22 protein-coding genes, 1 tRNA gene, 2 rRNA genes and 1 pseudogene are annotated in these 20272 nt (G+C 54.1%); 20 read left to right on the top strand and 6 right to left on the bottom strand.

Going from position 1 to position 20272, the window contains the following annotated elements; all coding sequences use genetic code 11:
• The 3 genes from ACTF5F_RS04260 to ACTF5F_RS04250 all read left to right on the top strand — a co-directional run.
• Positions 1-293 (top strand): 23S ribosomal RNA (locus tag ACTF5F_RS04260); the annotation flags it as partial.
• A gap of 74 nt (positions 294-367) precedes the next feature.
• Positions 368-482 (top strand): 5S ribosomal RNA (rrf, locus tag ACTF5F_RS04255).
• A 758-nt stretch (positions 483-1240) separates the two neighbouring features.
• Positions 1241-1317: transfer RNA gene (locus ACTF5F_RS04250), tRNA-Met, on the top strand.
• A 221-nt stretch (positions 1318-1538) separates the two neighbouring features.
• On the opposite strand, the gene ACTF5F_RS04245 is transcribed toward ACTF5F_RS04250, so the two are convergent.
• Positions 1539-2003 carry a rhomboid family intramembrane serine protease gene (locus ACTF5F_RS04245; protein ID WP_438955635.1) on the bottom strand — a complete coding sequence of 155 codons (465 nt, stop codon included), beginning with the start codon at positions 2001-2003 and terminating at the stop codon, positions 1539-1541.
• A gap of 233 nt (positions 2004-2236) precedes the next feature.
• Between ACTF5F_RS04245 and ACTF5F_RS04240 the strand changes: the two are divergent.
• Positions 2237-2680, top strand: a pseudogene (locus tag ACTF5F_RS04240) (integrase core domain-containing protein); the annotation flags it as partial.
• Between the two features lie 407 nt (positions 2681-3087).
• Entirely contained in the window at positions 3088-3564 is a 477-nt protein-coding gene (locus ACTF5F_RS04235; protein WP_438955634.1) for a YbjN domain-containing protein, read from the top strand.
• A 533-nt stretch (positions 3565-4097) separates the two neighbouring features.
• Here the strand turns inward: ACTF5F_RS04235 and ACTF5F_RS04230 are convergent.
• The gene (locus ACTF5F_RS04230; RefSeq protein WP_438955633.1) at positions 4098-4505 is read right to left on the bottom strand and encodes a hypothetical protein; all 408 of its coding nucleotides are present in this window, start codon (positions 4503-4505) and stop codon (positions 4098-4100) included.
• A gap of 666 nt (positions 4506-5171) precedes the next feature.
• Between ACTF5F_RS04230 and ACTF5F_RS04225 the strand changes: the two genes are divergently transcribed.
• The 10 genes from ACTF5F_RS04225 to ACTF5F_RS04180 all read left to right on the top strand — a co-directional run bounded on the left by ACTF5F_RS04225 (position 5172) and on the right by ACTF5F_RS04180 (position 13146).
• The gene (locus tag ACTF5F_RS04225; RefSeq protein WP_438955632.1) at positions 5172-6098 is read left to right on the top strand and encodes an ABC transporter ATP-binding protein; all 927 of its coding nucleotides are present in this window, start codon (positions 5172-5174) and stop codon (positions 6096-6098) included.
• Positions 6095-6856 carry an ABC transporter permease gene (locus ACTF5F_RS04220; protein ID WP_438955631.1) on the top strand — a complete coding sequence of 254 codons (762 nt, stop codon included), beginning with the start codon at positions 6095-6097 and terminating at the stop codon, positions 6854-6856. The genes ACTF5F_RS04225 and ACTF5F_RS04220 overlap by 4 nt, the downstream gene beginning before the upstream one ends.
• A gap of 41 nt (positions 6857-6897) precedes the next feature.
• On the top strand, positions 6898-7692 hold the full coding sequence (locus tag ACTF5F_RS04215) for a S49 family peptidase (RefSeq protein ID WP_438955630.1): 795 nt from the start codon (positions 6898-6900) through the stop codon (positions 7690-7692).
• A 1-nt stretch (position 7693) separates the two neighbouring features.
• A complete protein-coding gene (locus ACTF5F_RS04210; RefSeq protein WP_438955629.1) occupies positions 7694-7855 on the top strand; it encodes a hypothetical protein in 162 nt (53 codons plus the stop codon).
• A 3-nt stretch (positions 7856-7858) separates the two neighbouring features.
• A complete protein-coding gene (locus ACTF5F_RS04205; RefSeq protein ID WP_438955628.1) occupies positions 7859-8806 on the top strand; it encodes a calcium/sodium antiporter in 948 nt (315 codons plus the stop codon).
• On the top strand, positions 8806-9582 hold the full coding sequence (locus ACTF5F_RS04200) for an SDR family oxidoreductase (protein WP_438955627.1): 777 nt from the start codon (positions 8806-8808) through the stop codon (positions 9580-9582). Before ACTF5F_RS04205 ends, ACTF5F_RS04200 begins: the two co-directional genes overlap by 1 nt.
• Before the next feature lie 308 nt (positions 9583-9890).
• Entirely contained in the window at positions 9891-11744 is a 1854-nt protein-coding gene (gene uvrC / locus ACTF5F_RS04195) for an excinuclease ABC subunit UvrC (protein WP_438955626.1), read from the top strand.
• A gap of 40 nt (positions 11745-11784) precedes the next feature.
• A complete protein-coding gene (pgsA, locus tag ACTF5F_RS04190) occupies positions 11785-12450 on the top strand; it encodes a CDP-diacylglycerol--glycerol-3-phosphate 3-phosphatidyltransferase (RefSeq protein WP_438955625.1) in 666 nt (221 codons plus the stop codon).
• Positions 12450-12695 carry a molybdopterin converting factor subunit 1 gene (gene moaD / locus ACTF5F_RS04185; RefSeq protein WP_438955624.1) on the top strand — a complete coding sequence of 82 codons (246 nt, stop codon included), beginning with the start codon at positions 12450-12452 and terminating at the stop codon, positions 12693-12695. The genes pgsA and moaD overlap by 1 nt, the downstream gene beginning before the upstream one ends.
• 1 nt (position 12696) lies before the next feature.
• Positions 12697-13146 (top strand): molybdenum cofactor biosynthesis protein MoaE, encoded by a 450-nt coding sequence (locus ACTF5F_RS04180; protein WP_438955623.1) that lies wholly within the window; start codon positions 12697-12699, stop codon positions 13144-13146.
• On the opposite strand, the gene ACTF5F_RS04175 is transcribed toward ACTF5F_RS04180, so the two are convergent.
• Positions 13135-13698 (bottom strand): DNA-3-methyladenine glycosylase I, encoded by a 564-nt coding sequence (locus ACTF5F_RS04175; RefSeq protein ID WP_438955622.1) that lies wholly within the window; start codon positions 13696-13698, stop codon positions 13135-13137. The genes ACTF5F_RS04180 and ACTF5F_RS04175 overlap by 12 nt on opposite strands.
• Positions 13699-13763: 65 nt before the next feature.
• Between ACTF5F_RS04175 and ACTF5F_RS04170 the strand changes: the two genes are divergently transcribed.
• The 4 genes from ACTF5F_RS04170 (at position 13764) to ACTF5F_RS04155 (ending at position 17968) form a co-directional block, all read left to right on the top strand.
• Positions 13764-14729, top strand: a complete 966-nt coding sequence (locus tag ACTF5F_RS04170) for an EAL domain-containing protein (RefSeq protein ID WP_438955621.1) — start codon at positions 13764-13766, stop codon at positions 14727-14729.
• Entirely contained in the window at positions 14726-15898 is a 1173-nt protein-coding gene (locus ACTF5F_RS04165) for an acetyl-CoA C-acetyltransferase (protein WP_438955620.1), read from the top strand. The genes ACTF5F_RS04170 and ACTF5F_RS04165 overlap by 4 nt, the downstream gene beginning before the upstream one ends.
• Positions 15899-15998: 100 nt before the next feature.
• A complete protein-coding gene (phbB, locus tag ACTF5F_RS04160; RefSeq protein WP_438955619.1) occupies positions 15999-16724 on the top strand; it encodes an acetoacetyl-CoA reductase in 726 nt (241 codons plus the stop codon).
• A 305-nt stretch (positions 16725-17029) separates the two neighbouring features.
• Entirely contained in the window at positions 17030-17968 is a 939-nt protein-coding gene (locus ACTF5F_RS04155; protein ID WP_438955618.1) for a transcriptional regulator GcvA, read from the top strand.
• Here ACTF5F_RS04155 and ACTF5F_RS04150 read toward each other — a convergent pair.
• From ACTF5F_RS04150 to ACTF5F_RS04140, 3 genes are all read right to left on the bottom strand, one after another.
• On the bottom strand, positions 17965-18138 hold the full coding sequence (locus ACTF5F_RS04150) for a YdcH family protein (RefSeq protein WP_438955617.1): 174 nt from the start codon (positions 18136-18138) through the stop codon (positions 17965-17967). The two genes, ACTF5F_RS04155 and ACTF5F_RS04150, sit on opposite strands and share 4 nt — an antisense overlap.
• Before the next feature lie 117 nt (positions 18139-18255).
• The gene (locus tag ACTF5F_RS04145) at positions 18256-19011 is read right to left on the bottom strand and encodes a tRNA1(Val) (adenine(37)-N6)-methyltransferase (protein ID WP_438955616.1); all 756 of its coding nucleotides are present in this window, start codon (positions 19009-19011) and stop codon (positions 18256-18258) included.
• Entirely contained in the window at positions 19004-19222 is a 219-nt protein-coding gene (locus ACTF5F_RS04140) for a putative signal transducing protein (RefSeq protein WP_438955615.1), read from the bottom strand. The genes ACTF5F_RS04145 and ACTF5F_RS04140 overlap by 8 nt, the downstream gene beginning before the upstream one ends.
• Positions 19223-19277: 55 nt before the next feature.
• Between ACTF5F_RS04140 and ACTF5F_RS04135 the strand changes: the two genes are divergently transcribed.
• The coding region (locus ACTF5F_RS04135) for a polyprenyl synthetase family protein (protein ID WP_438955614.1) at positions 19278-20272 on the top strand (995 nt) is incomplete at its 3' end.

The raw sequence follows: 20272 nt of genomic DNA, 5'->3' as shown, positions 1-20272 counted from the left end.
CGTGAGACAGTTCGGTCCCTATCTGCCGTGGGTGTAGGATACTTGAGAGGAGTTGCCCCTAGTACGAGAGGACCGGGGTGAACGTTCCACTGGTGGACCAGTTGTCGTGCCAACGGCAGTGCTGGGTAGCTATGAACGGAAAGGATAACCGCTGAAGGCATCTAAGCGGGAAGCCCCCCTCAAAACAAGGTATCCCTGAGAGCCGAAGTAGACCACTTCGTCGATAGGCCGGAGATGTAAGCGCAGTAATGCGTTCAGTTGACTGGTACTAATTGCCCGATAGGCTTGATTTGATCCAGTAGAAGTAAGACTGGAAATCAAGTGCACTTATGCAAAGTCACTGACTTGGATGATGTTGTTTATTTGGTGTGGTGGTTATAGCGCGAGCAAAACACCCGATCCCATCCCGAACTCGGCCGTTAAGTGCCGCTGCGCTGATGGTACTGCGTCTTAAGGCGTGGGAGAGTAAGTCACTGCCACACCTAATAAGCAACATCTGTGATCTCTCGACGATGTTCTCAACTCACTTTTTTGGAACTATCGCAATAGTTCTAGATGTGATCGTATCACTGGTCACGCATGTGGTTAAACGTTAGCAGTTAATTTCCAAACATGCGTCCAATGGTAGTATGTCGTGCTTAAAGGGCAGTGGGACGAACCATTACATCTAGCTTTTTGGATGAACAAGGCACTGAATTTCTTGCATTGCGTGAGCTGACGCCCGCTGGATTTGTTGTTGCTTTGAACCTGGATTGGTCAGGACCGCAGACCCTCTACTCATAGTTTGATCCTGAGTGGCGAAGGGAATACGAAGAGAAAAACTATTTTATGCTCGAACCAGTCTTTTATTAAACCATCACCCATAAAGGTAGGACTCGGTGGTCCGAGATTAAACTGCCTGACGTTGCAAATGTTGGGAGTAATGCAGCTGCCTATGGCATGAAATACGGTGTGGTTTTCTCTGCGCGATCGTCCCGAAACCGGTCCTTTTTGACAGCGGCACGAAGCGATCGAGAATATACGGAACCAGAAATGGAGCGGCTGAATAAGATATTTCAGCATTGCATGAATGTCTTAACAACGATTGAGCATATTGAATGCAAAGAAGCGCAAACTCCTGTCGATCCTCAAGGTTCGGACAAGTGATGCCGATGCAGCCAAAAAAATATTCACAGACCATCTTTCCACGGACTAAGCTCTTGTAGTTTCTGAAACTTGGGACTACATCACGTCTACTTGTCGCGGGATGGAGCAGCCCGGTAGCTCGTCAGGCTCATAACCTGAAGGTCGTAGGTTCAAATCCTACTCCCGCAACCAAGTCAAACAACCGGGCCTTGTGCCCGGTTTTGTGTTTTTGGGCTGTTCCGTTTCATCAGGCTCGACCGGGCGTGAGCCGATCAGCGAAGCGACGAATTACCCAGTAATGAAACCACCCAAGTGGGTTTGCCAGGCGAGCAGCCCGTCCATGGCCCACCAGAGCACGACGTTCAACGCGACCAAGAACAGCGCCCCTTGTTCTACTAGTCACAGCGCCTCGTTCAAAGAATAGCGGTCAACGTAGTTCCAAGACCGCAAACCACCGATGAGCCGAAAAGCGCCACAGAGGCGCCAGGGTAGGCACCAGAAGGCCGTAACCGATGCCCCCCAACGATAGAGGCAGCATAGAGCCTCAGAAAGCCCTTGCTGCCCACACAGTCGATCACAATCTCCCCGGCCGTCCACAGCGTCAGCATATTGACGATCATATGCGATGGGCCGTTGTGCAGAAAGCCGCACGTCAGAAACATGCTGTTGGGGTACGCTGGGTGGTTCGACTCCCACAGGCCTAAAAGACCCGACCAGATGCCTGCGTAGTCATAAACGCGCATGCGCAGATTGCGGAGCTCAATGAGGCCGTAGTCAGCCAGTGTCAGGACACCTTCGATCCCGACACAAAGTGCGACCAGTATCCAAAGTGAAAAGATACCCGCAGCCCACCGAGTTGACGCGCTTTCTTCAGACATGTGCGCGTCCCATCGTGCTAATCTGAAAATCACGCCCCCACGGACGCCAGTTGAAGGTCTTATCCAAACCAACAAAGACGATGCTGGTGCTCCGATCGTCTTGGCCATCCTCGGTTGCATAGGAATACGTGTACCCCCGAAGAGACCCTAGTCACGAGCAAACTCATGTCGGTACCGTACGCTTCAATCCATGCGGCTTGCATCCTCTACGTCGATATTCACGCCTTTAGAATCGCGCAGCTGACGGGCGCGTCTATCGGACGCTGAACATCATGGACGAATACACTAGGGAGGCGCTGATGATCGGGGTCGACCACAAGCTGAACTCAGGCCATGTCATTGATACGCTCAGCGACCTGTTCATCTCGCGCGGTGTGCCGTCATTCCTACGATCCAACAACCAGCCTGATTTCGTTGCTTAGGCTGCCCAAGACTGGATCAAGGCTGTTGGCGCAAAGACGGCATATATCGAACCAAGGTCACCTTGGGAGAACGGATATTGTGAAAGCTTTCATGCAAGGTTCCGGGATGAGTTCCTGACCGGTGAAATCTTCTACAGTTTGCACGAGGCTCAAATCCTGACCGAAGAATGGGGGAAACACTACAATACCAAACGCCCCCACAGTACCCTGGGCCACCGCCCACCAGAGCCAAAAACCATCGTCCAGATGGACTAAAGGCCGATCATGCACTAACAATCAATTTGGACCACTCAGGTAGGGCTGATCACTACGCGTGTGCAACTATATGTTTTAGTACGAATTTTTGGCTCCAGTGGTAGAGGTGGAGAAGATAACTAAGTATCTGATAAACAGAAATCTTATAGCCTTGAGAGTCGTGCGTTTTCTACCAAGCGTGCGACTTCGTTTGTACTAAAAACGGGTCAATAATCGTCGGCCTTTGGCCCATCGGTACGATGATTTTGCGTTTTCACGCCATCGCAGATCCTCCAATTTGCGGGACAATTTATCTCAGTTGGTGGACCACTTTCAGGAAGCTACTCCATTTCGCTGACGCAAAGACAGGTGGCGCTGGCGGACACGCACGGCTAAGCTCCTCACACAAAGCCAATCGAGAGGTTCACATGCCGCGCAATTCAAGCCTATCTGTCGCCCTACTTTCAGCCCTTTCCCTGAGCGCCTCGCCGCTATCCGCGCAGTCCATCGATGCCAGCAACCCGTTTGATCTTATGCAGCTCATCCGCGCTGAAGGCTATAAGGCCGAGCTCTCTCAGGATAGTGATGGGGATCCGATGTTAAAGGGGCGGATCAGCGATACGAACTGGTCCATGTTCTTTTTTGGCTGTGAGGAAAACCGCAACTGCGACATTGTCAAGTTTTCTGCTGGCTATGACCTCCAAAACGGTGTTTCAGCCGCTAAGGTCAACGAGTGGAACAGTTCGAAGCTCTTCGGCCAGGCCTTTGTTGATGAAGAGGGAGACCCTTTCATCGAAATGACCGTCAATCTTTATGGTGGAGTCTCCGAGGAGAATTTCGCGGACACGTTCGACTGGTGGCGGATTGTAGTCGAAGGTTTCGAAGAGCATATTGACTGGCGGTAATCCAAGGAATGCGGCCCTGAGAAGTCATCGAAAAGGCCCAAGCATTGGCTTTTGAGTGTATGGCTGGCGACTACTAGAGCTGCGGTTATTGATAATCCTGTAGTAAGCCTACGAAGGAGGTTTGTTTGAGACGGACCAATAAGGTGGTTCGGATAAGTTATAGCGGTGGTTTTCTGGGACTTGTCTTTGGCAGTGCCAGAGGAAAAGCTTGAAAAGGTACTTTAAAAAAACAACCGCAAGGGCTGGAACCCAGCAGAAGTCCTACCCGACAACCCCAATCTGATTATCTGGGTGATGCGCTTGGCTTTACTCATTCTAGCGCTGGGGCTGTGGACGTTCGCTACAAGCTATTTTCTGATTCTTGAGCGACCCATGGATATTTACGACCACCTCCCTTTTTGATGAATGGTCGACCCGAGACACACCCCAAGCCCCTGAGAGCCAACGCTGTTACCCGGCTCAGCCGAAGCAAAAGACATCGCGTGCCCGTTGGGTTCGCTCGATGTTGGCGAGGTCAGACCCGACCCCAATGATTATCTTGCCGTCACCGATCCGGTTGCCTGGTTTACGATAATTTCGACTGCCTCGATGGGTTGGCGACCATCCGGGAAACGGACCGGCACACGAAGTGTGAGGCCCTTTGCGGGGTCGTAGGACGAGCGGGTTTCAGATATCACCGCCTCGGCGAAATAGCGGCTGCCCTGCTCTTCATACAGCACCGCAGTGCATGTCCTCATCGGGTACGGGTCGCCAGGCACTGGGTGAATGACACCAATTGCGGCACCTGCAGCCATGGTGGGTGCAACAAGAGCCTCAAAAATACGAATTGCGCCTTCTGCATATGCTCGGCTGTAAAGCTCCCAAGGTTCCGTAATCATGGATATATCGATGACCCCCTCGCAAGGTACGACGGATTGCGCCATGCTGGGTTCGGAAAACATGAGACCGAACGCTAAAGCGAGCCGGTTTCCAACTTTCAGAATTTGGTCCTCCAAGTCTGGGTGGAAGGAGTGGTACCACAATCCTTTTTCTCGTGGCAAGTCTCCACCAGCATGGCATTGGAAGTACCGGATTGCGTCTATTGCGAGTTGTTTTGCGAATGCTGTAGGAATTTCGTCGTGACATTCTCCGGACACGTGAGGGAGCGGTATTTCAGACTGTGAATTCAGGATTTGGACTAGCGATGGCAATCAATGCCGGAAGCGGAACCCTCGGGCATTCTGCTGTCTGAAGGTCCGACCGCAGTCCTTGATGACGTCCAGCAGCTATACCAAACAAACATTATGATTTTTGTTTTACTTCTGTGCTAGTCAATGATGATACAAGAGCATTCCTCAAGAACGTTGACTATGCTTTGATTATCAGTCGCGCAAGTGTCACCAAATACAGCCAGTTTGATATGTGCGCACGGGAAATTGCAGAGCATATGAACGTTCTTGGTGTCGTGCTGAATGCCTGCTGGAACAGGCGCGCGCGCAGAAATCTGACAGCACCTCGGCCAAAGTTGGACAGGCTTCTCTGCTGTTGCTGTCTAGCAAATATGGCTTGTCCTTTTCCTTTGGTGGTGACTGAGTTAGGCAGAGAGGATCAAAAGAAGAGGGCGCAGTATGTCCGCGATCGTTTCTGTCAAAGACCTTGGTAAATCTTACGTTGGTGGATTTACGGCTCTGACTGCCGTTAATCTGGAAATAGAAAAGGGTGAAATACTCGCCCTGCTCGGCCCAAACGGGGCGGGTAAGACCACGCTCATTTCTGCGATCTGCGGCATTGTTGTCCCGACCGCTGGCCAAGTGTTGGTTGGTGGCCATGACGTTGTGACCGACTACCGAAGAGCGCGGAGTTTGGTGGGGCTTGTCCCGCAGGAGATCAACCTTGAACCGTTCGAGACGGTGAATAACACGGTTCGTTTCTCTCGTGGGTTATTCGGCAAGCCGCGCGACGACGCCTATCTCGATCAAATCCTTAAAGATCTGTCGCTTTATGATAAACGCGACAGCAAGATCATGATGCTGTCTGGCGGGATGAAGCGTCGGGTGCTTATTGCCAAGGCACTGAGCCATGAGCCGCGCGTGCTATTCTTGGACGAACCCACAGCGGGGGTCGATGTCGAGTTGCGCAAAGACATGTGGGACGTGGTGGCGAAGCTGAAAGCGTCAGGTGTCACGATCATTTTGACCACACACTACATTGAAGAGGCCGAAGCGATCGCCGACCGCGTTGGTGTCATCAACAAAGGCACCATTCTTCTGGTTGAACAAAAGAGCGCCCTGATGCAGCGCATGGGAAAGAAGCAGCTTAGGATCGACCTTGCGAAACCCATCGATACCGTTCCGAGCTCTTTGAACAAACACAGCTTGGAGCTTGCCGAGGATGGTCAGGCGCTAATCTATAACTACGACACCAAAGGTGAGCGGACGGGCATCACGGCGCTGCTCAACGATCTTCAGGCCGCAAAGATTGCCATGGTCGATATGGAAACACAGCAAAGCAGTCTTGAAGACATCTTTGTCGATCTGGTGAGGGAACCGTCATGAACTTTACTGCTGTTGTCTCGATCTACCGTTTTGAGATGGCGCGGTTCTTCCGCACGATCACGCAGAGCCTTGTGTCACCCGTTTTGTCGACGTCGCTGTACTTTATCGTTTTTGGGGCCGCGATTGGCAGCCGGATCGATCAGGTGGAAGGTGTCAGCTATGGCGCGTTTATCGTGCCCGGGTTGGTGATGCTGACCGTCATGACGCAAGCAACGTCAAATGCCTCATTCGGTATCTATTTTCCAAAGTTCATCGGCACGATCTATGAGCTGTTATCTGCTCCAATCAGCTTTATCGAAGTTGTCATCGGGTATGTTGGGGCTGCTGCTACAAAGGCACTGTTCATTGGTCTGATCATCTTGGGCACATCGTATTTCTTCGTCGACATAACAATTGCCCATCCAGCGGCGATGATCGCGTTCCTTGTGCTGACCTGTATCAGTTTCTCACTGCTGGGCTTCATCATCGGCATCTGGGCGGGGAATTTCGAACAGCTGCAATTGATCCCACTTTTGGTCATAACGCCGTTGGTGTTTCTGGGGGGCAGTTTCTATTCTATTTCGATGCTGCCTGAGATCTGGCAGAAGATCACACTCTTCAATCCGGTGGTCTATCTCATCTCTGGCTTTAGGTGGGCCTTCTTTGATACTGCCGATGTGCCGATTGCGATGTCGCTGGGTGCGATCGCGCTCTTCACGGTGGCCTGTTTGGCAGTGATCTGGTGGATATTCAGAACAGGTTGGCGCATTCGTCAGTAACGGCCCTTGTTGGTAAGTGCTTCCCGCCCTAGATCATGCTGATGAAACGTTTTATTCCTTTTGTTAAGTCTGAGCCCACGGTGAATGTCGTGCGCTTGCAGGGTGCCATTTCAAACAGTGGGAGCGGGTTGGACGACCCGTCACTTGCCCCGGTCATTGAGAAGGCTTTCACAAAAGGCAAGCCTGACGCGGTTGCGCTGCAAGTCAATTGCCCAGGTGGTTCGCCTGTTCAATCCTCTCTAATCGCGGCCCGCATTCAGCGGCTTGCGGAAGAGAAAGACGTGCCGGTCTATGCGTTTGTTGAGGATGTTGCCGCCTCTGGTGGCTACTGGCTCGCCTGTGCTGCCGATGAGATATATGTCGATCAAGGTTCCATCGTTGGCTCCATCGGCGTGATCTCTGCTGGGTTCGGATTGACGGAAGCGATTGATAAGATCGGGGTGGAGCGTCGCGTACACACCGCCGGTAAATCGAAATCAATGCTGGATCCGTTCAAACCATTGGTGCCTGCAGACGTAAAGCGGTTGAAGGGCTGGCTTGAAGACCTTCACACGATATTTATCGACTATGTGAAATGCCAGCGCGGCGGGAAGCTGGTGGATAAGCCTGACCTTTTCACGGGAGAGGTGTTCATCGGTCAGAACGGGGTCGATGTTGGTCTCGTCGATGGTGTTGAACATCTGGTGCCCTTTATGAAAGCCAAGTTTGGCGACAAGGTTCAGTTCCGCAAATTTGGCCAGCGCAAGTCTTTGCTGCAACGGGTCGGGGCGCGGGTCGTCGCTGAAGCGATGGGGTCTGTCGAAGACAGGATCGCTTTCAGCCGGTTCGGCTTCTGACATGCTAGCGAAGGTCATTTTCCTCTTCTTTGCCTTTATGATCGTTCTGGCAATCTTTGGAAAACTTCGCTTTCCCGGTCAGGCGCGATTGGCTGCCGCGAAATGCGCCAAATGTGGCCGCTACCGCATCGGCAAGAGCAATTGCGGATGCGGGAAGGGCTAGCCTGTGTGGGATTTGATTTACGTTGCGCTGAGCCTAGTCCTGTTGCTGTTTGCGGGCGATGCGCTGGTTCGGGGCGCGGTAAACATGTCCCTTCGATTGGGTGTTCCAGCGCTAATCGTCTCGCTTACCATCGTTGCTTTTGGTACATCCGCACCTGAACTTCTGATTTCTATTCAGTCGATTTTTGACGGTGTTCCCGGACTTGCGCTCGGCAACGTGGTTGGATCGAACACAGCGAATATCTTGCTGGTTCTTGGCATCCCTGCGCTGTTGGCGGCAATGCACACCCAAGACTGCGACACGCGAAGTTCATACCTGCAAATGTTGGGTGCGACGGGTTTGTTCATTTTACTGTGCTTTATGGGGCCTTTCACGTGGACAAGCGGGCTCATACTGCTAGCGGCTTTGGCGGCAATGTTGATTTGGGCGGGGCGTGAGGCGTCCAAGCATCGGGCGAATGGCGCTGGCGATTACGACGATGACATCGAGGGCGCCGATCCGAGTTTAGGCTGGGCCAAAATTTCTTTTTTTTTTATTGCGGGCCTGATTGGATTGCCGCTCGGCGCAAAGTTCTTGGTTGATGGGTCGACAAGCATCGCCCGCGGCTTTGGCGTTAGCGAGACGGTGATTGGTTTGACACTCGTTGCGGTGGGCACGTCACTTCCCGAATTGGCGACGACCGTTGCGGCCGCGTTGCGTGGGCAGGCTGATGTGGCACTTGGCAATGTGATCGGGTCCAACATGTTTAACTTGCTCGGGATCATGGGCGTGGCAAGCTTGTTCGGAACCATCCCAGTTGACCCCGATATCAACCGTTTTGACGTTTGGATCATGTTGGCTGCGACCTTGGTCTTGATCCCGTTCGTCTTCTTCAAAGTGAACATCAGTCGCCTTTGGGGCGCGATCCTGTCGGTGGCTTATGTCATTTACATCATAGTGGTGTTGGCCTGATGCGGGCGCTTGTGACCGGGGCTTCAGCGCGACTGGGGCGGGAGATGGCGCTTTATCTGGCGCGGCAGGGGTTTGACGTGGCCGTGCACTATGGCCGCTCCAAAGAGGCAGCAGAAAATGTAATGGCAGAGATTGCCGCGTTGGGGCGTAAGGCTGTCGCACTGCAAGCAGATCTGCTTGTCGAAGATGACATGCAAAACCTTGTCTCCCGCGCGGTAGAGGCACTTGGTGGGCCATTGAACTGTCTCATCAACAACGCGTCGATCTTTGAAAAAGACAGCTTGCAGGATGCGACCCGCACATCTTGGGACCGGCACATCGAAAGCAACCTGCGTGCCCCCTTCGTGCTGTCGCAAGGGTTCGCGGTGCAAGCGCCTGAGCCTGCGCAAAGCGAGGCGGGTGAGCCGGAAGGCCAAGCACTGATCGTCAACATGATCGACCAAAGGGTCCGCAAACTGACACCGGAGTTCATGAGCTATACCATCGCCAAGATGGGCCTTTGGGCGTTGACCCAGACATCCGCCCAAGCTTTGGCGCCGCGTGTTCGAGTAAATGCCATAGGTCCAGGTCCAACGTTGCAGGGCGAGCATCAAACGGCGGCGAATTTTGCCAAGCAACGGAAGGCCACCATTCTAGAGCGTGGTGCCGATCCAAAAGACATCACCGCAGCGCTTGGGTACTTTCTGAATGCTCCCGCGGTGACGGGTCAAATGCTTTGCGTGGACGGGGGTCAGCACTTGGCGTGGGAGACCCCAGACGTCGTTGGATTAGAGTGACGCAAGGGCAAGTTGTGCACCTCTGGCTGAAGTTGCCTTATTCTGTTCACAAAATGTAATGAATTCAGTCATTTGGCATTTTGGTGAAAAAATTATGAATGAAATCAGTAGCTTGGATAATTGCCTATTTTTTAGGCAATCACTTGAAATGCCCGAAAAGTAACAGAAATTTTGGGAAGGCGCTGAATTGCCCACGGAGTTATCCACACCTTACGGGGATGCCTTTTAACTTGCCCGTTGGGGAGTATCGTTGCAGCAACATTAAGAATCATGATTCTCGGCAGATGAGCGAAAACCAGACAGATACAATGAGCAGCGGACCTACCGGTCACGCCTGCATTCAAGCGTACCTGAAAACGCTTGATGGATCGCCTGGTGTTTATCGGATGCTCGATGCAGAAAGCCGAGTTCTTTATGTGGGTAAAGCAAAGAACTTGAAGGCGCGGGTGAGCAGTTACGCGCGACCCGCAGGGCATTCGCCGAGGATTGCGCGGATGATCTCTGAAACCGCGTCGATGATGTTTCTGACGACGAGTACGGAGACGGAAGCGCTCCTCCTTGAGCAGAACCTGATCAAGCAGTTGAAGCCACGTTACAATGTGCTGCTCAGGGACGACAAAAGCTTTCCGTTTATCTTTATCTCGACAGAGCATGACTTCCCTCGGTTGGAAAAGCACCGTGGAGCGAAGACGCGGAAGGGACGTTATTATGGGCCGTTTGCGAGTGCGGGGGCGGTGAACCGCACGCTTAACACGTTGCAGAAGGTGTTCTTGCTGCGGAGTTGCACCGATAAAGAGGTCGAAGCGGGCAACCGCCCTTGCTTGAACTACCACATGAAGCGTTGCGCGGGTCCCTGTGGCGGCAAGATTAGCAAAGAGGATTACGCCAAATTGGTGAAGTCAGCAGATGACTTCCTTTCTGGTCGCTCCACCAAGGTGCAGCAACAGCTTGCCGCTGACATGATGGATGCGTCTGAGGCGATGGAGTTTGAGAAGGCTGCGGGATTGCGCGACCGGATCAAGGCGCTAACGATGGTGCAATCCGCGCAGGGCATTAACCCACGGACGGTTGAGGAGGCTGACCTCATAGCGCTGCATCTTGAGAATGGACAGGCTTGTGTGCAGGTCTTCTTTATCCGCGCGGGACAAAACTGGGGGAACAAGGATTTCTACCCCCGCGTTGGTGCTGATTTTGATGCGGCTGAAGTGCTGGAGGCCTTCGTGGGTCAGTTCTACGCCTCCAAAGACCCAGCGCGTCGATTGATCCTGTCCCACCCGCTCGACAATCCCGACCTGATGGCCGCCGCGCTCTCCAGTAAGATCGGGCGCAAGGTTGAAATTCTCGTGCCAAAGCGCGGTGAGAAGGCTGAATTAATTGATGCGGCCCTGCGCAATGCGCGCGAAAGCCTTGCGCGGAAGATGAGTGAGAGTGCCACGCAGACGAAACTGCTGAAGGGTTTGGCGGAGGCGTTTGATTTGAACGCGCGGCCCAAGCGGATTGAGGTTTACGACAACTCCCACATTCAGGGCTCATTTGCTGTGGGCGGTATGATCGTTGCCGGGCCTGAAGGCTTCGAGAAGGGGCAATACCGCAAGTTCAACATCAAAGGGGACGATCTTACCCCCGGTGATGACTTTGGAATGATGAAGGAAGTGCTGACCCGCCGCTTCAAACGGTTGAAGAAGGAAGACCCTGACCGGACGTCCGGCACTTGGCCCGATCTGCTTTTGATCGATGGGGGTGCGGGACAGGTCAGCGCCGTGCGGGAGATTATGGAGGAGTTTGGCGTTGGTGACATTGCGATGATTGGCGTCGCTAAGGGTGAGGACCGTGACGCAGGTAAGGAGGAGTTTTACCGGACCGGCAAACCGGTCATGGCACTCCGCCACAATGATCCGGTGCTCTACTTCATTCAGCGTATGCGGGATGAGGCGCATCGTTTCGCCATTGGGACCCACCGCGCAAAGCGGTCTAAAGCCATCGGCGCCACCCCGTTGGACGACGTGCCGGGGGTCGGGGCCACGCGGAAACGTGCGCTCTTGGCGCATTTTGGGTCAGCCAAGGCGGTGTCGCGCGCGAACCTTTCCGATCTCACGGCGGTGGAGGGGATTTCTGCCAACATGGCGCAAACGATCTATGACTTTTTCCACGAAAACGGATGATAGTGTGGCCAAGCCCCAGACGACATTGTACTGATTTTCCATGACACTAAACTTGCCCAATATTCTAACGATCCTGAGACTCCTCGCCGCCCCAATGGTGGCGGTGATGTTTCTGTATTTCACGCGACCTTGGGCAGATTGGTTTGCGTTGATCCTGTTTGTGGGTGCGGCAGTGACGGATTTCATTGACGGGTATCTGGCCCGCGCGTGGAAGCAAGAAAGCCGTTTGGGTGCGATGCTTGACCCGATTGCCGACAAATCGATGGTCGTTATCGCTTTGCTCGTCATCACGGGCTTTTCAGGGATGAACCCGTGGATCTTACTGCCCGCAACGGCGATCATCTTTCGCGAGGTGTTTGTGTCGGGCCTGCGGGAGTTTATGGGTGATACAGCTGGTACGTTGAAAGTGACGGCGCTCGCTAAATGGAAGACGACGGCGCAGATGGTGGCGATTGCTGTGTTGTTCGCCAAAGGCGCGTTTGAGCATTTCATCATTGAGCAAACCATCGGCATGGACGAAGCGCTGATTGATGGAATTCTCGCCGGCGACATTCCGGATGAGGTTGGCCTCGGCTGGAAGTTCCTTGGTTGGGATATCGCTTGGTACGGCGGCATCGCGCTGCTTTGGGTGGCAGGTGTTTTGACGCTAATCACTGGATGGGACTACTTCAACAAAGCGAAGCCTTATCTGCGGGAGGACCGTTGATGGACGTTCTTTATTTCGCATGGGTGCGTGAACGGATCGGCCTGCCGAAAGAACGGGTGGATACGTCTGCCACAACAGTCGCGGAACTGGTCGAAGAATTGAAAGCGCGGGAGGAACGTTACGCGGCAGCATTCGCTGAGATTCGTGCGTTGCGCGTCGCCGTCGATCAGGAACTAACAGACTTTGATGCCCCGCTTGAGGGCGTTCGTGAAGTTGCGTTCTTCCCGCCGATGACGGGTGGCTGAATTGGACGTTCGGGTCCAAGAGGCGGCATTCGATCCGGGTGGGGAGTTGAATGCATTCACCGCGCGCCAAGATGGGGCCGGTGCCGTGGTCAGCTTCACAGGGATTGTACGCGATGTCGAAGGTGGTCTGCGCCATATGGAGATTGAGCATTACCCTGCTATGACCCAATCCGCGATTGAGGCGGTTTGCACTGACGCTTTGGGGCGCTGGGCGCTGCAAGATGTACTTGTCATTCACCGGCATGGTCAGCTTGCGCCCAACGACACGATCATGATGGTCGCCACGTCTTCCGCTCATCGAGCGGGTGCTTTCGCAGCTGCGGACTTCTTGATGGATTACCTGAAATCCCGCGCGCCGTTTTGGAAGAAAGAAGTCACCGCTGAAGGCAGTCAGTGGGTTGATGCGAAGGATGAAGACGAAGACGCGCTCAAACGGTGGTCATCTAGCTAGACGTGCGTGACAGTGGCAACCTGTGATGTGGTCGTTGACCATGCCGGTCGCTTGCATGAAGGCGTAGACAATCGTCGGGCCGCAGAATTTGAAGCCAGCTTTCTTGAGATCCTTTGAAATCTGCTGCGACAGCTGGGTCTGCGCGGGCACGTCAGACATCGCGGCCCTGTTTGGCTGTAAAGGTTTGCCGTCGACGTAGTTCCATAAGAACTGATCGAAGCCTTGATTGGCTTCAATCTCTTGCCAGGCGCGGGCGTTGGTGATTGTCGCTTCGATCTTGCCCCGATGACGGATGATGCCGTCGTTTTTGAGGCGTGCATCAACCTCACCCTCCCCCCAACCCGCGATAACGTTTGGATCGAACCCAGCGAAGACATCGCGGAAATTTTCGCGTTTCTTCAGAATAATGATCCAGCTTAGTCCGGCCTGGAATCCATCAAGGACCAGCTTTTCCCAAAGCGCGCGGCTTTCATAATCGGGCACACCCCATTCGTCGTCGTGATAATCGAGGTAGATTTGTTCGGGGCCTGCCCAGCTACATCGCATTTTCATGACCTATCCCCTGATTTGTTTTGCTGCTTAATACAATACTAGCCCTTACCGGACAAATCTTCGGCATGGTCGATGTGCTGAATCCAAACCTGATGGCCATGCAAGTAGAAAGCGATCCTTTCACCCATGCGGTTGAAAGTCATGACAACGATATTTTGTTGATCGTCGGGGGTACGATTGCGGCGGGCCGCACACCGTTGGCGTTTCAGCCGGTGGTGCTGGCTAATGACCCCTCCCGCATTGCGTTTTATGAGGGTTTGATCCGCATTCAGGACCGCGCGGGGCGGACCATCCCCGCCGCGCATTTAATACCTCTGGTTGAGGCAATGGACTTTGGCCGGCAGATCGACAGTATCTCCCTCGATCTGGCCTTGCGGTTCTTGGCCCAAAACCCAGCCGCGAAACTGTCAGTCAATGTGTCCGCACGTTCGTTGGGGGATACGATATGGCTCAATACGTTGGACGCAGCTTTGTGGCAGCAAACGCACCTCGGCAATCGGCTGATTTTTGAGATTAGCGAAAGCAGCGCGATGATGCTGAATGAACTTGTGATCCGCTTCATGAAAGAAGTGCAGCCGCGTGGGATCGGATTTGCGCTTGACGGGTTTGGTTGGGGTGTCACGACCTTCCGCCACCTGCGCAGTTTCTTTTTTGACTTTGCCAAGATCGAGAAGGGTTTCGCCTGCGGCATTGCGCATGACCCCGACAATCAGGTGCTGGCGGAGGCGCTGACAACAGTCGTCCATCAGTTCGATATGTTGGTGGTCGCGCACGGGATCGAGCGGGGTGAAGATGCTGATTTTTTTCCGTGCGATCGGGGTCGACTGCCTGCAAGGGTATCATTTCGGCCTGCTAAAAATGGGTGTGTCCTAGCTCGAAATGACATTTGCTGCTGCAGCATAACGGGTTTGCAGGCGCAGAATTATTATTGCTCTGTGAGGTGCGACCTCCTACATACACTTCCAATCAAACGTAGTGTTCACCGATTTTGGGGAATCTGCACGCGTCTAGTGATTGGAGGAAATCAATGACCAATGTTGTTATCGCTTCCGCGGCCCGTACCGCAGTGGGAAGCTTCTCAGGTTCTTTTGTAAACACACCCGCCCATGATCTGGGTGCTGCCGTTCTGGAAGCTGTTGTTGAGCGCGCCGGTGTTGAAAAGGGCGAAGTCAGCGAGACCATCATGGGTCAGGTTTTGACAGCGGCCCAAGGTCAGAACCCAGCCCGCCAAGCGCATATTAACGCGGGTCTGCCGATCGAAAGCGCCGCTTGGGGCATCAACCAAGTTTGCGGTTCTGGCCTGCGCGCGGTTGCGCTGGGCGCACAGCACATCCAACTGGGCGATGCCGATATCGTTGCTGCTGGCGGTCAAGAGAACATGACGCTCTCCCCGCACGCCGCGCACCTGCGTGCCGGTCACAAGATGGGTGATCTGAAGTACATCGACACAATGATCCGCGACGGTCTATGGGATGCCTTCAATGGCTACCACATGGGTCAAACGGCAGAGAATGTTGCTGAGAAATGGCAGATCTCGCGCGACATGCAGGATGAATTCGCAGTTGCGTCTCAGAACAAAGCGGAGGCCGCGCAGAACGCTGGCAAGTTCGCGGACGAGATTGCGGCCTTCACTGTGAAGACACGCAAGGGCGATATCGTTGTAGATAAGGATGAATACATCCGCCACGGCGCGACCATCGAAAACATGCAAAAGCTGCGCCCTGCGTTCATCAAGGACGGCACTGTAACTGCTGCAAACGCATCGGGCTTGAACGACGGCGCTGCCGCGACATTGCTGATGAGTGCGGACGCCGCCGAAAAGCGCGGGATCGAACCTTTGGCCCGCATCGCGTCATACGCAACAGCCGGTCTTGATCCAGCGATCATGGGCGTCGGCCCGGTCATGGCGAGCCGCAAGGCGCTGGAGAAAGCAGGTTGGTCCGTATCAGACCTCGATCTGGTGGAGGCAAACGAAGCTTTTGCCGCGCAAGCCTGTGCTGTGAACAAAGATATGGGTTGGGATCCAGAGATTGTGAACGTCAACGGCGGCGCAATCGCGATCGGTCACCCAATCGGCGCATCCGGCTGCCGCGTGCTGAACACGCTTCTCTTTGAGATGAAGCGCCGCGATGTGAAGAAAGGCCTCGCCACACTCTGCATCGGTGGTGGTATGGGCGTCGCGCTCTGCGTTGAGCGTTAAACAGCGCCACGTCACAAGAAATGACTGCGCAATAATGTTGCGCAGTCACGATCACTACCGTAATTACATTTCGAATCAAATTTCTTGAAGGAGAACTCCCATGTCTCGTGTTGCTCTTGTTACCGGCGGTTCGCGTGGTATCGGCGCTGCCATCTCAACCGCTCTGAAAGACGCAGGCTACACCGTTGCTGCGACTTACGCTGGCAACGATGAAAAGGCTGCTGCTTTCACGGCTGAAACTGGCATCAAAACCTACAAGTGGGATGTTGGTAACTATGAGGCTTGCGCCGAAGGGATCGCGCATGTCGAAGCTGACCTTGGTCCTGTTGAAGTGCTCGTCAACAACGCCGGCATTACGCGCGACGCACCTTTCCACAAGATGACACCACAGCAGTGGAAAGAGGTGATGGACACCAACCTGTCCGGCGTCTTCAACATGACCCATCCGCTTTGGCCAGGTATGCGTGAGCGTAAGTTTGGTCGCGTGATCAACATCAGCTCCATCAATGGTCAGAAGGGCCAGTTCGCACAAGCCAACTATGCAGCTGCGAAAGCTGGTGACATCGGGTTCACTAAGGCGCTGGCACAAGAAGGCGCGCGTGCAGGCATCACGGTCAACGTGATTGCACCCGGCTACATCAACACAGAGATGATGAGCACGATCCCAGAAAAGGTGATGAACGAAGTCATCCTGCCACAGATCCCAGTGGGTCGTCTTGGCGAAGCGTCAGAGATTGCACGCGCAGTTGTGTTCTTGGCATCTGACGAAGCAGGCTTTGTGACGGGTTCCACCATGTCGGTGAACGGTGGTCAGTACCTCACCTAAGCCTGACTGATCTGAAGAAAATCAGGGCCGCGTTGATCAGCCGCGGCCGTATCTACGTTCGGCACCATCATTGGCGCCGGAGCGAAGACTTATCCTTGGCGTGTGACCCAGCGCCATACCTCACCCAAAATCTTCCCACGTTCTTTGTGGGCGTTCTCAATCGCTTGGCGGGCTTTCGTATTTGTTGCAAATTCGAACATTTCAATTCCTTTCAGCGTTTGCTGTCTTGAGGAATATATGGAGGCTTCAGCGTCTTCTGACAAACGAGACTTTTTATCGTTTCAGTTAAGCTGTATTTAACTGAAATGGATCGCTTACCATCACTCATCGCGTTGCGCGCTTTCGAAGCGGCCGCTCGCCATATGTCATTTGCCAAAGCGGCGGAGGAGCTTTTTGTCACCCCAGCCGCGCTGTCCTATCAGATCAAATCCCTTGAGACGGATTTGGGGCAGCCGCTGTTTCACCGCCTGAACAGGGCAGTCACGCTGACCGAAGCGGGCCGCGCGCTTGCGCCGGGTGCATCTGATGGGTTCGCGACGTTGTTGTCAGCTTGGCGCAATACAAGACGTTTGACTGACAACAGTGTTTTGACCGTGACCGCGGGCCCTGCCTTTACGGCCAAGTGGTTGGCCCCTCGCATGTTTGATTTCGCGCAAGCCCATCCGGAGATTGAGCTTCGGTTCTCCGCCAGTTTGCGGATCGTCGATTTCCATCACGATGAGGTGGATGTGGCGATCCGATTTGGCTTGGGGAATGACAAAAAGGTTTATTCCAACCCTCTCATTAAGGAATGGATGACGCCGATGATGGCGCCGGAACTGGTGGACGAGTTTGGCGCGGATTTGTCTGGTGCGACCTTGATTCACGACGACTCAATCGGCTTTTTCAAAACGCCTTGCGATTGGGCCGCTTGGGGTCGCGCCGCCCAGGTTGATTTGGACACATCCCATGGACCGTGGTTTTCGCAAGCCGATCACGCGCTTGACGCAGCGATGTCTGGGGCGGGTGTGGTGCTGGGGCGTGTGTCACTAGCCACGCGCGCTTTGGAAACCGGTAGGTTGGTGGCACCGTTCAAGGTCGGCTTGATCGCAGATGCGCGATTTCGCTTTATTTGTCCCGAAGGGACAGAGACACGCCCACAGGTCAAAGCCTTTGAGGCTTGGGTTCAAAAAGAAATTGCTGCGTCCTCAAAGTTCGAAGAAGGACGCACGCTCATCCATTCGCAGGATGTTGCAGTGACCTAAGCGATTTGCGTGCTTAGGCGGGAAATTTCCTCTTTGATATGCAGCTTTTCTTTTTTGAGTTGGGCGATTTCGAGATCGTCACTTGCTGGGCTGCGCTGAAGCTTTTCTACCGATGTCGAGAGATGCGCGTGTTTTTTCTTCAGTTCCGTAACGCGTGAACCCAAGCTCATATCAATCCTCCAATGTTCGGTTATGGGTTGAGTGGACCACAAACGCGGCGTTCTGTCACGCCGCAGGGCAGAAATTTCCGTAAACTTAGAGTTTCCACCCGAATTCTTGCGAAAAGCTTAACCGTCCCAGCCTAGTTTTTCACCGCCTCGCAAAATCGCACGAACGGGGGCGGTGTAGCTTTCTACACCTCCGATATGGTGATTGCCTTCATGCATCACAAGTGGCGGCAGCAGGACAAACGGGGCTTTCCCGTCCTGTTTCGCTTGCAGAAGGAAGAGTTTTCCGGGCTTCCCCTCACGCGGCACGATCGGGCGCAAGCGGATCGATCCCATCCGCCCGTCAATGGCTTTCATCACCTCTGGCAGCCGCTCAACTCGCTGGATGACCGTCAGAGTGCCCTTTGCGGCCACACGTTTGATCCCGGCGATGAGCCAGTCCTCTAACGACGTGGCGCCGCCCAAGGCGGTGTCGCGGCCAGCGTTAGTTGAAGAGTGGCCTCTGCTCCGCTCAAAATAGGGTGGGTTGGTGATGACATGGTCAAACTGCATTTGCCGGATGTCATTTGGCAGATCAGCGACATCAGCCACCACAACACTCAGATCAGCATTTGCGTCTCTGGCGTTCTCTCGTGCCAGTGCGGCGTAGTTGTCTTGAATTTCTATCCCAACCATCCGCAGGTTTGGCCCGCGGGCATGAAGGCAGAGCGCTGCCGTGCCGACGCCGCATCCAAGGTCGAGCACGGATTGCCCGGAATGGGCCGCGACAGCAGAGGCCAACAGGACGGCATCGACGCCAGCACGATACCCTTTTTGCGGCTGCGTGATCTTGATGCGCCCGCCAAGAAAGTCGTCCTGTGTCAGTGCGTCACTCACGGCCCAGATCGATGTCCGCGTCGCGCATTACGGCCTCCGCAATGAATAAATCTTTGTCCGCAACCATCAGGCGGCGCGGCATTATGCCTATGCTGCCTTCCAGCACGCTCATATTTACGTCGAAAGTAAAGCAAGTTATACCCTCGCCATCCAGAAGGGCGGTCGCAAATGCAATGACTGTCAGGTCGTTTGTCCGCAAAAGCTCTTTCATATTTTCGACGTAAGACTTGCTTTAGTCTTTGTCCATTCATGTAACGGAATTGCGCATGGGCCTTGATCACGCCGCAACTAAACCGCACGAACGTTTGGCCGGCGCTTTGGCTGAGGATTTGGACGCTGTAAACCAGATGATCCAAGAGCGGATGGCGTCCGAACATGCACCGCGTATCCCGGAAGTGACGGCGCATTTGGTCAATGCAGGCGGCAAACGTTTGCGGCCTATGCTGACGCTCGCCTCTGCCCGCATGTGCGGCTATTCCGGTCCCTACCACGTGCATCTGGCGGCGACGGTGGAGTTTATTCACACCGCAACGCTCCTGCATGATGATGTGGTCGATGAAAGCGGTCAGCGCCGTGGGCGCCCAACCGCGAACCTGCTTTGGGACAACACGTCGAGCGTTCTGGTGGGCGACTACCTCTTCGCGCGCTCATTCCAGTTGATGGTGGAAACCGGATCGCTTCGCGTCCTAGATATTCTGGCAAATGCCGCCGCTACGATTGCTGAGGGTGAGGTGTTGCAACTGACTGCCGCGTCTGATCTTTCGACGACTGAGGACGTCTATCTCAAGATTGTGCGCGGAAAGACGGCTGCGCTCTTCTCTGCCGCGATGGAAGTTGGTGGTGTGATTGCTGGTCAGCCTGACGCAACGGTGAAGGCGCTCTTTGATTATGGCGATGCGTTGGGGATTTCGTTTCAGATAGTGGATGATCTACTCGATTACGGTGGATCAGATGCCATTGGGAAAAATACAGGTGATGATTTCCGCGAACGGAAGCTGACCCTGCCCGTGATCCGCGCCGTTGCTTTGGCGAATGAAGAAGAAAGCGTCTTCTGGGAACGGACCATCGCAAAGGGCAAGCAAGTCGACGGCGACCTTGAGACGGCGATATTTTACCTTAAAAAGCACGGCACGTTGGAGGCGACACGCCTGACTGCGCTCGCGTGGTCAGAGAGCGCGAAAGCGTCCCTCACCGAGTTGCCGGATCATGACTTGAAAGACATGCTGATTGATCTTGCTGACTACGTGGTCGCGCGGATCAA

It is taken from the genome of Cognatiyoonia sp. (assembly GCF_965661665.1).
In the GTDB taxonomy this organism is placed as follows: Bacteria; Pseudomonadota; Alphaproteobacteria; order Rhodobacterales; family Rhodobacteraceae; genus Cognatiyoonia.
This window is presented reverse-complemented; position numbering and strand designations above follow the sequence as displayed.